The organism is Bacillus sp. BS98, from assembly GCF_008432245.1.
Taxonomy (GTDB): Bacteria; Bacillota; Bacilli; order Bacillales; family Bacillaceae_G; genus Bacillus_A; species Bacillus_A toyonensis.
In genome coordinates this window covers 3,886,198-3,899,142 of record NZ_CP043830.1, presented here as the reverse complement: position 1 = coordinate 3,899,142, position 12,945 = coordinate 3,886,198, and the positions used below count along the sequence as shown (strand labels likewise).

General features: G+C 35.4%; 17 protein-coding genes. 12 read left to right on the top strand and 5 right to left on the bottom strand.

Translation table 11 applies throughout. The features are described 5' to 3' along the window. Window positions 1–129: 129 nt before the first annotated feature. Window positions 130–801, bottom strand: coding sequence for an SIMPL domain-containing protein (locus F0362_RS20105; protein WP_001161463.1), 672 nt, complete (start codon window positions 799–801; stop codon window positions 130–132). Window positions 802–960: 159 nt separating this feature from the next. On the opposite strand from F0362_RS20105, the gene F0362_RS20100 reads away from it, so the two are divergent. Then, on the top strand, window positions 961–1,380 hold the full coding sequence (locus tag F0362_RS20100) for a MarR family winged helix-turn-helix transcriptional regulator (protein WP_001003306.1): 420 nt from the start codon (window positions 961–963) through the stop codon (window positions 1,378–1,380). A gap of 102 nt (window positions 1,381–1,482) precedes the next feature. After that, a complete protein-coding gene (locus tag F0362_RS20090) occupies window positions 1,483–2,028 on the top strand; it encodes a hypothetical protein (RefSeq protein WP_000821090.1) in 546 nt (181 codons plus the stop codon). Between the two features lie 24 nt (window positions 2,029–2,052). Here F0362_RS20090 and F0362_RS20085 read toward each other — a convergent pair whose 3' ends face one another. The 4 genes from F0362_RS20085 to F0362_RS20070 are packed head-to-tail and all read right to left on the bottom strand — an operon-like array spanning window position 2,053 to window position 5,447. Then, window positions 2,053–3,117 (bottom strand): ABC transporter permease subunit, encoded by a 1,065-nt coding sequence (locus F0362_RS20085; protein WP_149889935.1) that lies wholly within the window; start codon window positions 3,115–3,117, stop codon window positions 2,053–2,055. A gap of 12 nt (window positions 3,118–3,129) precedes the next feature. Next, window positions 3,130–4,191 (bottom strand): ABC-2 transporter permease, encoded by a 1,062-nt coding sequence (locus tag F0362_RS20080; protein ID WP_000468555.1) that lies wholly within the window; start codon window positions 4,189–4,191, stop codon window positions 3,130–3,132. Continuing rightward, window positions 4,181–5,062 (bottom strand): ABC transporter ATP-binding protein, encoded by an 882-nt coding sequence (locus F0362_RS20075; protein WP_000922131.1) that lies wholly within the window; start codon window positions 5,060–5,062, stop codon window positions 4,181–4,183. The genes F0362_RS20080 and F0362_RS20075 overlap by 11 nt, the downstream gene beginning before the upstream one ends. Further along, complete coding sequence (locus F0362_RS20070) at window positions 5,028–5,447, bottom strand: GntR family transcriptional regulator (protein ID WP_000548029.1); 420 nt, start codon at window positions 5,445–5,447, stop codon at window positions 5,028–5,030. The genes F0362_RS20075 and F0362_RS20070 overlap by 35 nt, the downstream gene beginning before the upstream one ends. Before the next feature lie 166 nt (window positions 5,448–5,613). Between F0362_RS20070 and dacF the strand changes: the two genes are divergently transcribed. From dacF to spoVAD, 10 genes are all read left to right on the top strand, one after another. Next, complete coding sequence (dacF, locus tag F0362_RS20060; protein WP_000831987.1) at window positions 5,614–6,804, top strand: serine-type D-Ala-D-Ala carboxypeptidase DacF; 1,191 nt, start codon at window positions 5,614–5,616, stop codon at window positions 6,802–6,804. A 170-nt stretch (window positions 6,805–6,974) separates the two neighbouring features. Continuing rightward, complete coding sequence (spoIIAA, locus tag F0362_RS20055; RefSeq protein ID WP_000059133.1) at window positions 6,975–7,325, top strand: anti-sigma F factor antagonist; 351 nt, start codon at window positions 6,975–6,977, stop codon at window positions 7,323–7,325. Further along, on the top strand, window positions 7,326–7,766 hold the full coding sequence (gene spoIIAB / locus F0362_RS20050; protein ID WP_001243394.1) for an anti-sigma F factor: 441 nt from the start codon (window positions 7,326–7,328) through the stop codon (window positions 7,764–7,766). A 12-nt stretch (window positions 7,767–7,778) separates the two neighbouring features. Beyond that, on the top strand, window positions 7,779–8,537 hold the full coding sequence (gene sigF / locus F0362_RS20045) for an RNA polymerase sporulation sigma factor SigF (RefSeq protein WP_000350732.1): 759 nt from the start codon (window positions 7,779–7,781) through the stop codon (window positions 8,535–8,537). 135 nt (window positions 8,538–8,672) lie between these two features. Continuing rightward, window positions 8,673–10,199 carry a sodium-dependent transporter gene (locus tag F0362_RS20040; protein ID WP_000450075.1) on the top strand — a complete coding sequence of 509 codons (1,527 nt, stop codon included), beginning with the start codon at window positions 8,673–8,675 and terminating at the stop codon, window positions 10,197–10,199. Continuing rightward, a complete protein-coding gene (locus tag F0362_RS20035; protein WP_002093318.1) occupies window positions 10,196–10,297 on the top strand; it encodes a methionine/alanine import family NSS transporter small subunit in 102 nt (33 codons plus the stop codon). Before F0362_RS20040 ends, F0362_RS20035 begins: the two co-directional genes overlap by 4 nt. Before the next feature lie 115 nt (window positions 10,298–10,412). After that, on the top strand, window positions 10,413–11,033 hold the full coding sequence (locus tag F0362_RS20030; protein ID WP_000399262.1) for a stage V sporulation protein AA: 621 nt from the start codon (window positions 10,413–10,415) through the stop codon (window positions 11,031–11,033). Beyond that, window positions 11,026–11,442, top strand: coding sequence for a stage V sporulation protein SpoVAB (gene spoVAB, locus F0362_RS20025; RefSeq protein ID WP_000568664.1), 417 nt, complete (start codon window positions 11,026–11,028; stop codon window positions 11,440–11,442). Before F0362_RS20030 ends, spoVAB begins: the two co-directional genes overlap by 8 nt. Window positions 11,443–11,456: 14 nt before the next feature. Then, complete coding sequence (gene spoVAC / locus F0362_RS20020; RefSeq protein ID WP_000184907.1) at window positions 11,457–11,915, top strand: stage V sporulation protein AC; 459 nt, start codon at window positions 11,457–11,459, stop codon at window positions 11,913–11,915. Between the two features lie 13 nt (window positions 11,916–11,928). Continuing rightward, a complete protein-coding gene (gene spoVAD / locus F0362_RS20015) occupies window positions 11,929–12,945 on the top strand; it encodes a stage V sporulation protein AD (protein WP_149889934.1) in 1,017 nt (338 codons plus the stop codon).

Sequence of the window (12,945 nt, the reverse complement as noted above, 5' to 3'; positions counted from 1 at the left end):
ACCTTCTTTTTCATATCCCTCTCCCACCCGTGATATCTCTTTTGTAAGAGCTCACCGTCCTTTATTATATCAGAACATCATGTTTTTACAACAACGAAAATGATAACGTTTACTTATAAACGAAATTATTTATAAATACGTAAAAATAGCCCGTATAGTTGAAATGATTTCTAATTCTCCCGATTGAATAGGTGGAGCTGTTTGCGCATGCAAAGTAGCATAGGAAGCAATCTCCCGTGGTAATTGAGCAGATTCTTCAACGAGTGAGAGGGGGACAGGATTAATATTTAAATTGTATGTACTCGCAATAGCACGAGCTTTTTCTACCGCTTGATGCAGAGCCTGAATAAGAGCTTGCTCATAATATTTATTTGGATGAGATATTCGAAAACGTAAACCTTTTGCTAAATTTGCTCCATTTGAAACGGCTATATCATATACTTCCCCTGCTTTTTGTACATTTAAAACGGTAATTTCATACAAATGTTCCACACGATATCCTTGTAGTAACGCTTTATCATTTACATACTCGTATTGAGGAGTGATCGTATAAGAAATCGTTTCTATATCTTTATCAGCAATACCAAGCTGTTTAAGTGCATCCAGCAATTGTTTTGATTGTACTGCATTTTCTTCTTGCGCTTGTTTCACATTTTTACTATCAGTTCGAATGCCAAGTGTTAATAGAACAACATTTGGTTTCGCTTTGACAACACCTTCACCTTGTACAGTAATAGTCGCTTCTTTACCAGTATTAGCTGTGCGTACGTTGTGTAAATAAGGATTCATTCCACCCTGCATTTTCCATCACCATCCTTTTTATATGTATATGTGTGAACAAAAAAGAAATTTATATGAAAAAAGTTACATAAATGAGAATGTTGAGGAAAGAAAGCATATACAACATAGGTATTTATAGATTATAATATGTGTAAATATGATAAAAAAGGGACGAGGCTAGTGAACGAAAAAAGAGAAACACTGATTTTAGATTTATCCGCATCATTTCGAAAGATGATACGTTTATTACAAAATGATATTAATACACGCTTTGCAGAACATATGCCATATAATGAATTTTCTGTATTACGTGCGTTATTTTTAAACAGTCCACAGATGGCTTCGCAAATTGCGAGTGAAGTAAACGTAACCTCCAGTCATATTACAGCTGTTACAGATCGTCTCGTACGAAAAGGGTTTGTAGAAAGAAAGCGTTCAAATTCAGACCGTCGTATCGTGTACTTAGAAATTACAGAACACGGAAGAGAAGTAACTGAAAAACTTGAAGCTGTGCGTAAGGAATACTATAAAGAGAGATTTAAAGGTTGGAGCGACCAAGAAATAGAAATGGTATTAGAATTATTTGGCCGCGTATTATAATAAATGAGGATAGGAAGCTAAAGCTTTCCTATCCTTTTTCTTTTGAATAAAAATATTTTGAAACTCCAATACTTTAATTAAAAAGAATCGGAGTGAAAAATTATGAAACGTATTTTTACGCTTTTCATTATGATTGGAAGTATGTTCTGCTTTAATAAGTTCGTGGATGCCGCAACGCCAATTCATGTCGTTCAAAAAGAATTACAACATATTTCAAATAAGCAACCTGTTTTATATTCAAAACTATGGATTCGTTCTATGCAGAATGCCATTTTATTTCATCATAGTGATAACATGCGGCATGAAGATACGATAAGCAATGTGACAAAGTCTTCTCTTGTAAAAGTAAAACAAATTCCACTTCAGAAAGCATCACAATACATCCCGAGATTATCACAATATATTTCTAAGTTTGAGGCTGAAAATGTTCAAGTGTATTATGTTGCAGCTCGTTATGAAGTGAAAAAAGAAAATCCGTATCAGTTAAATGGAATGAATTATTTTATGCAAGTGTTTATTCAACAAGGGGGAGAATGGAGAATTGCTGAAAGTATAGTTGCTCCAACAGATCAAATCGTAGCAAATGGTGACGGATTTGGAACGAAGCAAGAAAAAGAGTATGGGAAAAGAAGAGAGAATGTGAAATAACCTCCTCAATAAGAGGAGGTTATTTTATTTGAAATTCCAAGAGACTTTCCATTTTAATATTTTAGGTAGAAGGAAGTAGGTAATTATGCTCGTCACGAAAAATCCAATGTAAAAATTCAGTAATGATTTGTCTCTCCCCAAGACTAAACCACCAACTATTCCCATAAAGAAAATAGCAAGGCTCATAACTATTTTTTGAAACTTCGGATATAGTAAGAAACTTCCATTTCGCTCATTGACTGAATGAACATATAAATATAAACTGAGTGGTAACAAAATAATGATATATATAATAGGTGCAATCAATAATTTTGCTGAAGGGATTTTTGTAAAGTTTGGTTCGTTATGACGAACTCCATCATCATCAATATAAGAACTTTGTGGATCGTAATCAAAGCGAATAGTAAAATTTTCTGCCGGACCAGAAATCCGCATGTTTTCCATAACCCGATGTATATTGCCATTGTTCTCATGAAAGTCAATATTTGAGTGGACAGCGATGACTCCTGAGATAAGTGTTGGAAGTAATAATGGGAATATGAATATAGCTGCAGTGAGAAGTCCTTGCGAGATAAGATTCCCAGTTATTGTCCCTATACATAAGGCAAGTGTATAAATAGCAATTAATACAATTAACATGTATATAAAATAAGAATGAAATGGGGAAAATACTTGATATTTATTATGAAAAGTTAACTTTTTCATAATAGCAAATAGTCCCCAGTTTATACTAACAGCTGCTACAATGTTACAAATACCAAACAACCATTTTGTCATAAAAAGGTGTGAACGTTTAAAAGGCATAGACCAAAGAAAATCGATGGAGTTATTTTGCCTTTCCCAACCTATTAACGTACAGGCTAGAATGATAAGTGCACCACCTTGAAAGATGACAGGGTCCATAAGTAATAAACCGAAATTGTAATGATATACATATTCGCCTTCTTTTTGCATTTTTAGAAGGTATTGTTGTTCAATCGATGCCAAATAGTATTTGTATGACAAATTGTATAAGCTAACGAACCAAAAGAGCCATAAAACATATTTACTTTGTTGATACGTTCTTAGCCATAGTGCTTTTTGAAACATAGGATCTCTCCTTTAAAAAACTTTATAATTTGTTAGGCGTGATAATACAATATAAGTAATGATTCCAGCGAGAAACAAACCGATATAGTAGTTAAATAAGAAACTAAATTGATTTATTTTATAGCCACCTAGTAATGCAAAATAAATGGTTGTTCCCCATATCCATATTCGTAAATGTTTTTGGAAAATAAATATCTTTTGAGTGTTTTCATTAGGCGATCGTGTATATAAAAATGAGCCAAGTAGTAAGTAAAATATTGTATACAAAATAGGGACTAACACTGATTTAGCCGAATAATACGTATAAGATGCTGGATCTCTTAAAGTAGTTGGGTCATTTTCTTTTTTGCGCGATTCAGGATTATATTGGTAATAGATCGCGAAATTATATATTGGTGCAACTATATTTGTTTTTCGATTGATTTCATCAAGCTGGTGATACAAGTTGGTATTTGTAGTATCTGTAGCCTGTAAATGGTTTATTGTAAAATTGTACAATAATGGAGTAAATGTAAGTCCCATTAGTAGCCATGGAATACAAAAAGCGATTTGTGAAACAATGCTCCCAGTAAAAGTACCGATACATAATGCAGCTGTATAGACTGCAACATAAGAAACAATTGCATAAAGAAAGTATCGATGAAATGGACTGAATGTTTGATACTCAAAATGAATGGTTGTTCTATAAATAATGTACATAAGGATCCAGTTTACAAGGAGAGACCCTATAATCCATAGTGAACCGAAAGCCCATTTAGAGAAGAAAATATCTTTTCTTGTAAATGGCATTTCCATAAGTAGGGTATTAGATTGGTTGCTACGTTCCCAACCTATTAATAGACAAGCTAAACAAATAATAAGAATAGTTAGCCAAAAACTATTACCTGTATTTGACAAAAAAGCATAATAGTAATAGAAAGTCCCCTTTTCTGAGAGTTCATAATAATTAGCAAGTTGTTGCTGAGCTGCTTTATAGTATCCGAAAGATAAAAGATAAAGTGTACTCAAGAAAAAGAGTAATACAGCATATTTCCCGCGTTTCCAATTCCACATCCATAGTGCCTTATGAAACATACCCATCCTCCTCAAGTATCGTAACGAAGACATCTTCAAGTGACATTGTTAACTCTTCAATAAGTATTGGTTGCTCTTTATAAAACTTTTCAAGCGTTGTAGCAACATTTCCTTCGATTAAAATCGTAAATACTTTTCCTGTTTGATTTAATATTTTAATATTGCTTAAGTTTTCTAGTTTTTGAGGTAATGACCGTTCATAAGCTACTTGTATTTTTGCAAATCGTGATTTTGCATCATCAAGTGAAGTAATAGATGCCACGGTATGGCCTTTTAACATAATGATTGTATCTGCAATTTGTTCCACTTCATCTAAATGATGAGTTGAGATGAAAATGGTAATCTCTTTTTCTGCAACTTCTCCAACGAGAAACTGCAAAATCTGTCTTTTAACGATAGGATCGAGCCCATTTGTCGGTTCATCTAAAATGATATACTCTGCTTTTGTAGCAACGGCTAAAATGATCGCAAGCAGCGCTTTCATTCCTTTTGAGTAACTACGAATCCGCTTGTTTGGTAAGTTAAAACGTTCAAGCAGTTCGTAGAAATATGATTCATCAAATGCTGTATAAACTGCTTTATAAAATTTCACGATTTCTTTTACTGTATATCCGTTCAGTATGTTAGTAGAATCTGGGACATATACGACCTTTTGTTTCATTTCAGGATGCATATGAATATCTGTATCTTCATATGTAACCGTGCCTTCATCTGGGTCTAAAATGCCGATCATCGTTCGTAATAAAGTTGTTTTCCCCGCACCGTTTCTTCCGAGTAATCCGACGATACTACCTTTTTGTAATGTGAAAGAAACATCGTCTAAAATCGTTTGATTATCAATTGTTTTCTTCAAACTTGTCACTTTCAGCATCCATATTTCCTCCAATCTCTTTATAGTATGAATTTATCCAATCATGAATTTTATCTTTCGTAATCCCAAGATAAGAGGCTTCTAGTAATAATTGATGAAATTGCTTTTCAACCATAGCGATTTTCCTTTCGTCTAATGTTGGGGTAATCGATTGGGATACAAATGTTCCTTTTCCTCGTAACGTTTCAATAATCCCTTGTCGCTCTAATTCTTGATACGCTTTACTCACTGTATTTGGATTTATAACAAGTAATGAAGCGAGCTCGCGTACAGAAGGAAGTTTATCACTTGGAGCTAACATGTTTTTTAATACGAGTTCTTTTATATTTTGAACAATTTGTTCCCATATCGGAGTGTTGCTTCTTGGATCAAGTTGAATATGCAAGAGCAATGTCTCCTTCCTCATATGTATTAAGTGTACTAATGTGTGTGATACACTTAATACAATATAGGGTATGAATGTATTTGTCAACTGAAAAAAATAGAAAAATATGGTATTAAAAAATAATAAATTGGAAAAAATAGGTCTGATATAGAATGGAGGGTTAGTCATGAAGCGAGTTTTTGGAATACTTGTTTGTTTCATGTTATTGCTTTCTGGTACTTCAGTTAGTTTTGCACAATCTGAGAAAACGAAGCAGGAGAAAACAGAAGAAACCGCGCCGAAGTTAGCGGAGCAAGCATCGTCAGCAATCGTAATTGAGCAAGATACAGGTAAAGTTTTATTTGATAAAAATCCGAATGAAAAGTTACCACCTGCTAGTATGACAAAGATTATGACAATGCTATTAATTATGGAACAAGTTGAAAAAGGAAAACTAAAACTAAACGATAAAGTTAGAGCAAGTGAACATGCAGCTTCAATGGGTGGATCACAAATCTTTTTAGAACCTGGGGAAGAGATGACCGTAAATGAAATGCTAAAAGGTATTGCCATTGCATCTGGAAATGATGCATCTGTTGCAGTAGCAGAGCATATCGCTGGTTCAGAAGAAGGATTTGTAAATATGATGAACAAAAAAGCGAAAGATTTAGGGTTGAAAAATACACATTTTCAAAACCCGACAGGTCTCCCGGCTAAAGATCATTATTCTACAGCAAATGATATGGCTATAATGGCGAGAGAATTGATGAAGTATCCACTTATTCGCAAATACACAGGTAAATACGAAGATTATTTACGAGAAGATACGGATAAGAAGTTTTGGCTCGTCAATACGAATAAGTTAGTGCGTTTTTATCCTGGAGTAGATGGTGTAAAAACGGGCTTTACAACAGAAGCAAAATATTGCTTAACAGCATCGGCTGAAAAAAATGGCATGCGTGTTATTTCAGTTGTTATGGGAGCACCTACATCTAAAGAACGGAACAATCAAGTGACGAAGCTTCTTGATTATGCATTTGGTCAATATATGACGAAGAAAATGTATACGCGCGGTGAAAAAATTAAGACTGTACAAGTAGGAAAAGGTAAAAAAGAAAAAGTAGATTTAGTTGCATCAGATAATGTGTCTCTTCTTATGAAGAAGGGCGAAAATATGGACAAAGTAAAGCAAGAAGTAATTGCTGAAAAGAAAGTGAAAGCACCGATTAAAAAAGGTGATGCACTTGGCACGCTTGTTATTAAAAAAGATAAAGAGGTTTTATTAAAACAAACAATCGTAGCAAAAGAAGATGTTGCTGCAGCAAGCTGGTGGGAGTTATTTAAAAGAAGTTTTGGGATGTTTTCAACATCAAAATAGCGGCAAACATTTTGCCGCTTTTCTATTCGTATGTAAGTAAATAATTGTTGAATGGTTTCACTTTATGGCGAAATAGTTCTTCTTTTGTCAGTAGGAAGGATTCTTATGTTGTATCACGAAAATCTTTATGTATGTAAATGAGTAAAGTTTGAGCATAAGGAGGAAATCGTGTGAGTCTTTCCATGCAATTAGAAGTAAAACGTGACGTCCTATGTGTGAGACTAGCGGGTGAATTAGATCATCATACTGCTGAAGAGTTGCGAACGAAAGTGACAGATATGATTGAGACACATGGTGTTCATCACATTGTTTTGAGCCTAGAGAACTTATCATTTATGGATAGTTCTGGTTTAGGTGTGATATTAGGCCGATATAAGCATGTAAAGGGATTAGGTGGAGAAATGGTTGTTTGTGCAATTTCACCGCCTGTTAAGCGTTTATTTGAAATGTCGGGCTTATTCAAAATTGTTCGCTTAGAAGAAAGTGAAGCGCACGCGCTCGCGACGTTGGGGGTGGCATAAATGAGAAATGAAATGAACCTTCAATTTTCAGCATTAAGTCAAAATGAATCATTCGCTCGCGTTACAGTGGCAGCATTCATTGCGCAACTAGATCCAACGATGGATGAGCTAACGGAGATTAAAACTGTTGTGTCAGAAGCGGTTACAAATGCAATTATTCATGGATACGAAGGAAATGCAGAAGGTACTGTTTATATTTCTGTAATTTTGGAAGAGGCAATGGTGAAACTCACGATTCGAGATGAAGGGATTGGCATTTTTAATTTAGATGAGGCAAGACAACCCCTTTTTACAACTAAACCTGAATTAGAGCGTTCCGGAATGGGATTTACTATCATGGAAAATTTTATGGATGAAGTAGAAGTTATTTCAAACGAATCTTTCGGGACAACAATCCATTTGACAAAATACTTATCAAATAGTAACGCTCTATGCAATTAAGGAGAATAGCCTATGGACATAGAGGTCAAAAATGAGAAGAAGAAACCTCAGTTAAAGGACCACGAGCTAAAAGCGTTAATTCAAAAAAGTCAAGGTGGAGATCAACAAGCAAGAGATACGATTGTTCAAAGTAATATGCGTCTAGTATGGTCGGTTGTACAGCGTTTTTTGAATCGAGGATACGAACCAGACGATCTATTTCAAATTGGATGTATTGGGCTCTTAAAATCGGTAGATAAATTTGATTTATCTTTCGACGTGAAATTTTCAACATATGCAGTTCCAATGATTATTGGAGAAATTCAACGATTTTTACGTGACGATGGATCAGTGAAAGTAAGTAGATCTTTAAAAGAAACAGGCAACAAAATTCGAAAGATGAGAGACGAGCTTTCGAAAGAATTCGGAAGGGCTCCAACGATTAATGAAGTAGCAGAGGCGCTAGAACTAACACCTGAAGAAGTTGTTCTGGCGCAAGAAGCGAGTCGTCCTCCTTCATCGATACATGAAACCGTGTATGAAAATGATGGAGACCCTATTACTATTTTAGATCAAATTGCAGATCAATCTGAAACGAAATGGTTTGATAAAATAGCTTTAAAAGAAGCAATTAGAGAATTAGATGAACGAGAACGTCTTATTGTATATTTGCGCTATTATAAAGATCAAACCCAATCAGAAGTAGCAGAGCGCATAGGTATTTCGCAAGTACAAGTTTCAAGACTTGAAAAGAAAATATTAAAACAGATGAAAGATCGAATAGATGAATAACTGTCTATTCGATTTTTTTATGACTTTAATAGGAGGGAGTTGTTAATTTTCGCGAAAATTAACAGAATTTATTGATAATTTAGTTAATTTAAAATATAATCCAAGTATGAACTTGTCATAAAGGGGGAAGGAAACATGGAAACGAGGCAACAATGGGGAACGAGGGCTGGATTTATTTTCGCAGCGGTCGGCTCAGCCGTTGGATTAGGAAACATATGGCGTTTTCCTTATACAGCGTATGAAAATGGAGGAGGTGCATTCTTTTTACCGTACTTATTTGCATTATTAACGACTGGTATTTCATTGCTAGCATTCGAATTCGCTCTTGGGCATCGTCATCGTGGTTCTGCACCACTTACATTCTTCCGTATTCATCCACGTGCTGAATTTATTGGATGGTGGCAAATGTGTGTAACGTTTATCGTTTCAACATATTATGCAGTAATTATCGCTTGGTCTATTTCGTATACGTATTTTGCAATTACTGGAGCGTGGGGGAAAGACACGCAATCATTTTTATTTAAAGAATATTTACATGTTGCAGATAAACCAGGGCAATTTGGGGGGCTTGTGCCAGAAGTATTAATTCCGTTAGCTCTCGTTTGGATTATTGTGCTTGGCGTTGCATTCAAAGGCGTTAAAAAAGGAATCGAAGTTGTTAACCGCATTTTTATTCCTTTATTAGTTGTTATGTTTTTAATTATCGTTGTTCGTGCAGTGACGATGGAAGGTGCGATGCAAGGGTTAGATGCATTCTTTAAACCAGACTGGAGTCGTATTTTTGATGGGAAAGTATGGCTTGCTGCTTATGGACAAATTTTCTTTAGTTTATCTCTAGCATTCGGAATTATGATTACGTATTCTAGTTATTTACCGAAAAACTCAGATACAACAAATAATGCTTTTATTACAGGGTTTGCAAATTCAGGATTTGAATTATTAGCCGGAATTGGAGTTTTTGCTGCTCTTGGATTTATGGCAAATAACATGGGGGTACCAGTTGATAAAGTTGCGAGTGCTGGCGTAGGGCTTGCGTTTGTAGTATTCCCACAAATTATTAATGAATTACCGATGTCACCGTTATTTGGAGTATTATTTTTCTTATCGTTAACTGTTGCTGGAATTACATCACTCATTTCACTTGCGGAAGTATGTTTTGCGGCTGTATCTGAAAAATTTAGTTTGAGTCGTCAAAAGACGATTGGAATTATGGGAACACTTCTCGTGTTAGTTTCTCTTGTTTTTGCAACACGTGGTGGGCTTATGTTTCTAGATGTTGTTGATTATTTCGCTAATAATTTTGGATTAATTACAATTGCACTAGCTGAAGTGGTTACGATAGGTCTTATCTTGCGCCGTCTACCTATTTACCAAAATCATGCTAACTTTGTATCTGATATAAAATTAGGAACGTTTTGGAGAGTTAGCTTACTCGTTATTACTCCACTCATGTTAGGGTATATGTTAATTGATGGTGTAATCCAAAATATTAAAAAGAACTACGGAGATTATCCGACGGAATTTGTTGTAACATATGGTTGGTCGATAGCGGCAGCATTCCTTCTAGTCGCACTAGTCATTGGTTTGAAAAAATGGAATGCACAAATACATTCAGATTCTGCCCAGCTTGAAAAAGAATGGAAAGATCGAGGTGTTTCATGATGAGTGGATCAGCGATTATGATGATGGTTATTGGTATCGTAGTCATTTGGGGAGGACTTGCATTAAGTATCGCAAATTTATTTAAGAAAAAGGCATAAGCTAAAAACATCTGTACCGAAACGGTACAGATGTTTTTTTATGAAAAAATTGTATTAGAAAAAAATTCAATAACCATACTACAACTACGAGGAAGAGTGAAGGGGTGAATGAAAATTGGAAGGAACGATTTATATTAAAATGCGCAATCGTTTAAAAATTTCTCCTGCGTATGAAATAAAGCTGAGTGATGTCGCTCAACTTGCAGGAGATTCTTTTGTAGTTGAGTCTTTACAAAATGAAATAGTTTACAACGTAACAGCACATGATAAGACGCATGTTGTAATTGATGTTATGAAAGTAATTGAAATTATTCAACAAAAAGCATCTCATGTACAAATTAATTTACTAGGTTCTGGACAAACTCTTGTTGAAATTATATATGAAAAAAAGAAAGTGCCCCCAATTTTCTTTGGGCTTGTATGGTTGTTGTTGTTCATTGGGGCGGCCCTTGCGATCATTTATTTCCATGAGGATGTAAGTATGCAACAAGTACACCAGCGGTTATATTACATGATTACTGGAGAGTTTAAGGAGCAACCACTATTATTTCAAGTTCCCTATTCAGTAGGTCTTGGATTAGGTATGGTTTTATTTTTTAATCATGTATTTCAAAAGCGAATTAATGAAGAGCCGAGTCCGTTAGAAGTTGAGATGTTTCAATATCAACAGTCGCTTGATCAATATGTAATTGTTAATGAAAACAAGGATAACACGAAACAGCTTGCCGATGATTGAATGTGGGTTTGTTATATTAATTGGTTTAGCTGGCGGGATTGCAGTAGGTAGCGGATATGTTGCCTTTTTGGCTGTACTTGGTATAATCCCTCGTTTAGCTCAATTAACGAGAAGTGGAAAGCATATTCAATATTTTGAGTGGGCTGTCATTGCGGGAACTTTAACTGGGGCTTGGTGTAGTTTGAAAAACATTACATTTCAAACATCGCAATATTGGCTTGTAATATTAGGTTTATTTTGTGGTACATTCATTGGAATGCTTGCTGCGGCATTAACGGAAGTATTAAATGTTTTACCTATTTTAGCGAAACGAGTCGGGGTAGAGGGGAAAATTGTTGTTTTACTCGTTGCTCTTGTACTTGGCAAAGTAATAGGCTCATTGTTTCACTGGATTTATTTCGTAAAGTAGGAGGCAATATATAAATGACAAACCGAAAACTGAAAGATGATTACATAAATAAAGTGAAGGAGTACCATCCAAAGCCAAACTATTTACTAAATTGTGTGAAGGCATTTCTTGTAGGTGGGCTCATTTGTACAGTCGGAGAAATATTGATGAAATTTTATATACATTATTTTCACTTTAGTGAACAAGAGGCAGGAAATCCGACAGTTGCAACTCTTGTTTTATTGTCGGCGATTTTAACAGGATGTGGTGTATATGATAAAATCGGTCAATTTGCTGGAGCAGGATCGGCAGTACCAGTTACAGGATTTGCAAATTCTATGGCGAGCGCTGCGCTAGAACATAAGAGTGAGGGGATTGTTCTAGGGATTGCTACAAACATGTTTAAGCTTGCAGGAAGTGTTATCGTGTTTGGCGTTGTTGGAGCATATATTATCGGATTAATAAGATATACTTTTAAAATTTTTATGTCTTAAAGGAGGGGCGAGTATGAGGTTGACAGGAAAACAAACGTGGGTATTTCAAAATGATATTTACGTAAATGCAACGGGTACTGCTGTCGGTCCGAAAGAAGCTGAAGGCCCTCTTGGAAAATATTTTGATATTTCATATAATGACTTGCATTGTGGAGAGGAAAACTGGGAACTTGCTGAACGAAAATTAATGTCAGACTCAATGCAACAAGCAGTGCAAAAAGGGAATATAAAAACATCACAAATTGATTTCTTTTTAGCGGGCGATTTATTAAATCAAACAGTGACAGCGAATTATGTTGCGCGTCAGTGGGGGATTCCTTTTTTAGGAATGTTTAGCGCTTGTGCGACGTCAATGGAAACTTTAGCAGTTGGATCAGCATTTATAGACGGTGGATTTGCGAATCGTGTCTTAGCTACGGTGAGTAGTCATAATGCAACGGCTGAAAGGCAATTTCGTTATCCAACAGAGTATGGGGGACAAAAGCCAGAAACCGCAAATTCAACTGTTACAGGTGCAGGGTCCATATTAATTAGCAAAGAAAAAAGTGCAATTAAAATTACGGCAGCTACGATTGGAAAAGTGCAAGATTTAGGAATTATGAACCCTTTAGATATGGGATCGGCAATGGCACCAGCTGCTGCTCATACAATCCAACAGCATTTTGAAGATTTAGGAAGAATCGCAGCTGATTATGATTTGATTGTTACTGGTGATTTATCGGCTGTTGGGACACCAATTGCAAAACAACTTTTACTTGAGGAAGGTTATGACCTTGGGCATATATACAATGATTGTGGATTAATGATTTATGATTCAAATCAAGAAGAAGTGTTTGCAGGTGGCAGTGGTTGTGCTTGTTCCGCTGTTGTCACATACGGCCACTTATTACGTGAAATGCAAAAAGGGAATTTACAACGCATTTTTGTCGTTGCAACGGGGGCTTTATTGAGCCCAATGATGATGCAACAAAAGGAAACGATTCCAACAATTGCGCATGGTGTTGTGTTTGAAAGAGTTAAAGGAGAGTGA

What these genes read in the sequence shown, in the direction of transcription:
- F0362_RS20105 (WP_001161463.1), bottom strand. Translation starts at nt 801, where the DNA reads ATGCAGGGTGGAATGAATCCTTATTTACACAACGTACGCACAGCTAAT.
- F0362_RS20090 (WP_000821090.1), top strand. Translation starts at nt 1,483, where the DNA reads ATGAAACGTATTTTTACGCTTTTCATTATGATTGGAAGTATGTTCTGC.
- F0362_RS20085 (WP_149889935.1), bottom strand. Translation starts at nt 3,117, where the DNA reads ATGTTTCAAAAAGCACTATGGCTAAGAACGTATCAACAAAGTAAATAT.
- F0362_RS20080 (WP_000468555.1), bottom strand. Translation starts at nt 4,191, where the DNA reads ATGTTTCATAAGGCACTATGGATGTGGAATTGGAAACGCGGGAAATAT.
- F0362_RS20075 (WP_000922131.1), bottom strand. Translation starts at nt 5,062, where the DNA reads ATGCTGAAAGTGACAAGTTTGAAGAAAACAATTGATAATCAAACGATT.
- dacF (WP_000831987.1), top strand. Translation starts at nt 5,614, where the DNA reads ATGAAGCGAGTTTTTGGAATACTTGTTTGTTTCATGTTATTGCTTTCT.
- spoIIAB (WP_001243394.1), top strand. Translation starts at nt 7,326, where the DNA reads ATGAGAAATGAAATGAACCTTCAATTTTCAGCATTAAGTCAAAATGAA.
- sigF (WP_000350732.1), top strand. Translation starts at nt 7,779, where the DNA reads ATGGACATAGAGGTCAAAAATGAGAAGAAGAAACCTCAGTTAAAGGAC.
- F0362_RS20040 (WP_000450075.1), top strand. Translation starts at nt 8,673, where the DNA reads ATGGAAACGAGGCAACAATGGGGAACGAGGGCTGGATTTATTTTCGCA.
- F0362_RS20035 (WP_002093318.1), top strand. Translation starts at nt 10,196, where the DNA reads ATGATGAGTGGATCAGCGATTATGATGATGGTTATTGGTATCGTAGTC.
- spoVAB (WP_000568664.1), top strand. Translation starts at nt 11,026, where the DNA reads ATGATTGAATGTGGGTTTGTTATATTAATTGGTTTAGCTGGCGGGATT.
- spoVAC (WP_000184907.1), top strand. Translation starts at nt 11,457, where the DNA reads ATGACAAACCGAAAACTGAAAGATGATTACATAAATAAAGTGAAGGAG.
- spoVAD (WP_149889934.1), top strand. Translation starts at nt 11,929, where the DNA reads ATGAGGTTGACAGGAAAACAAACGTGGGTATTTCAAAATGATATTTAC.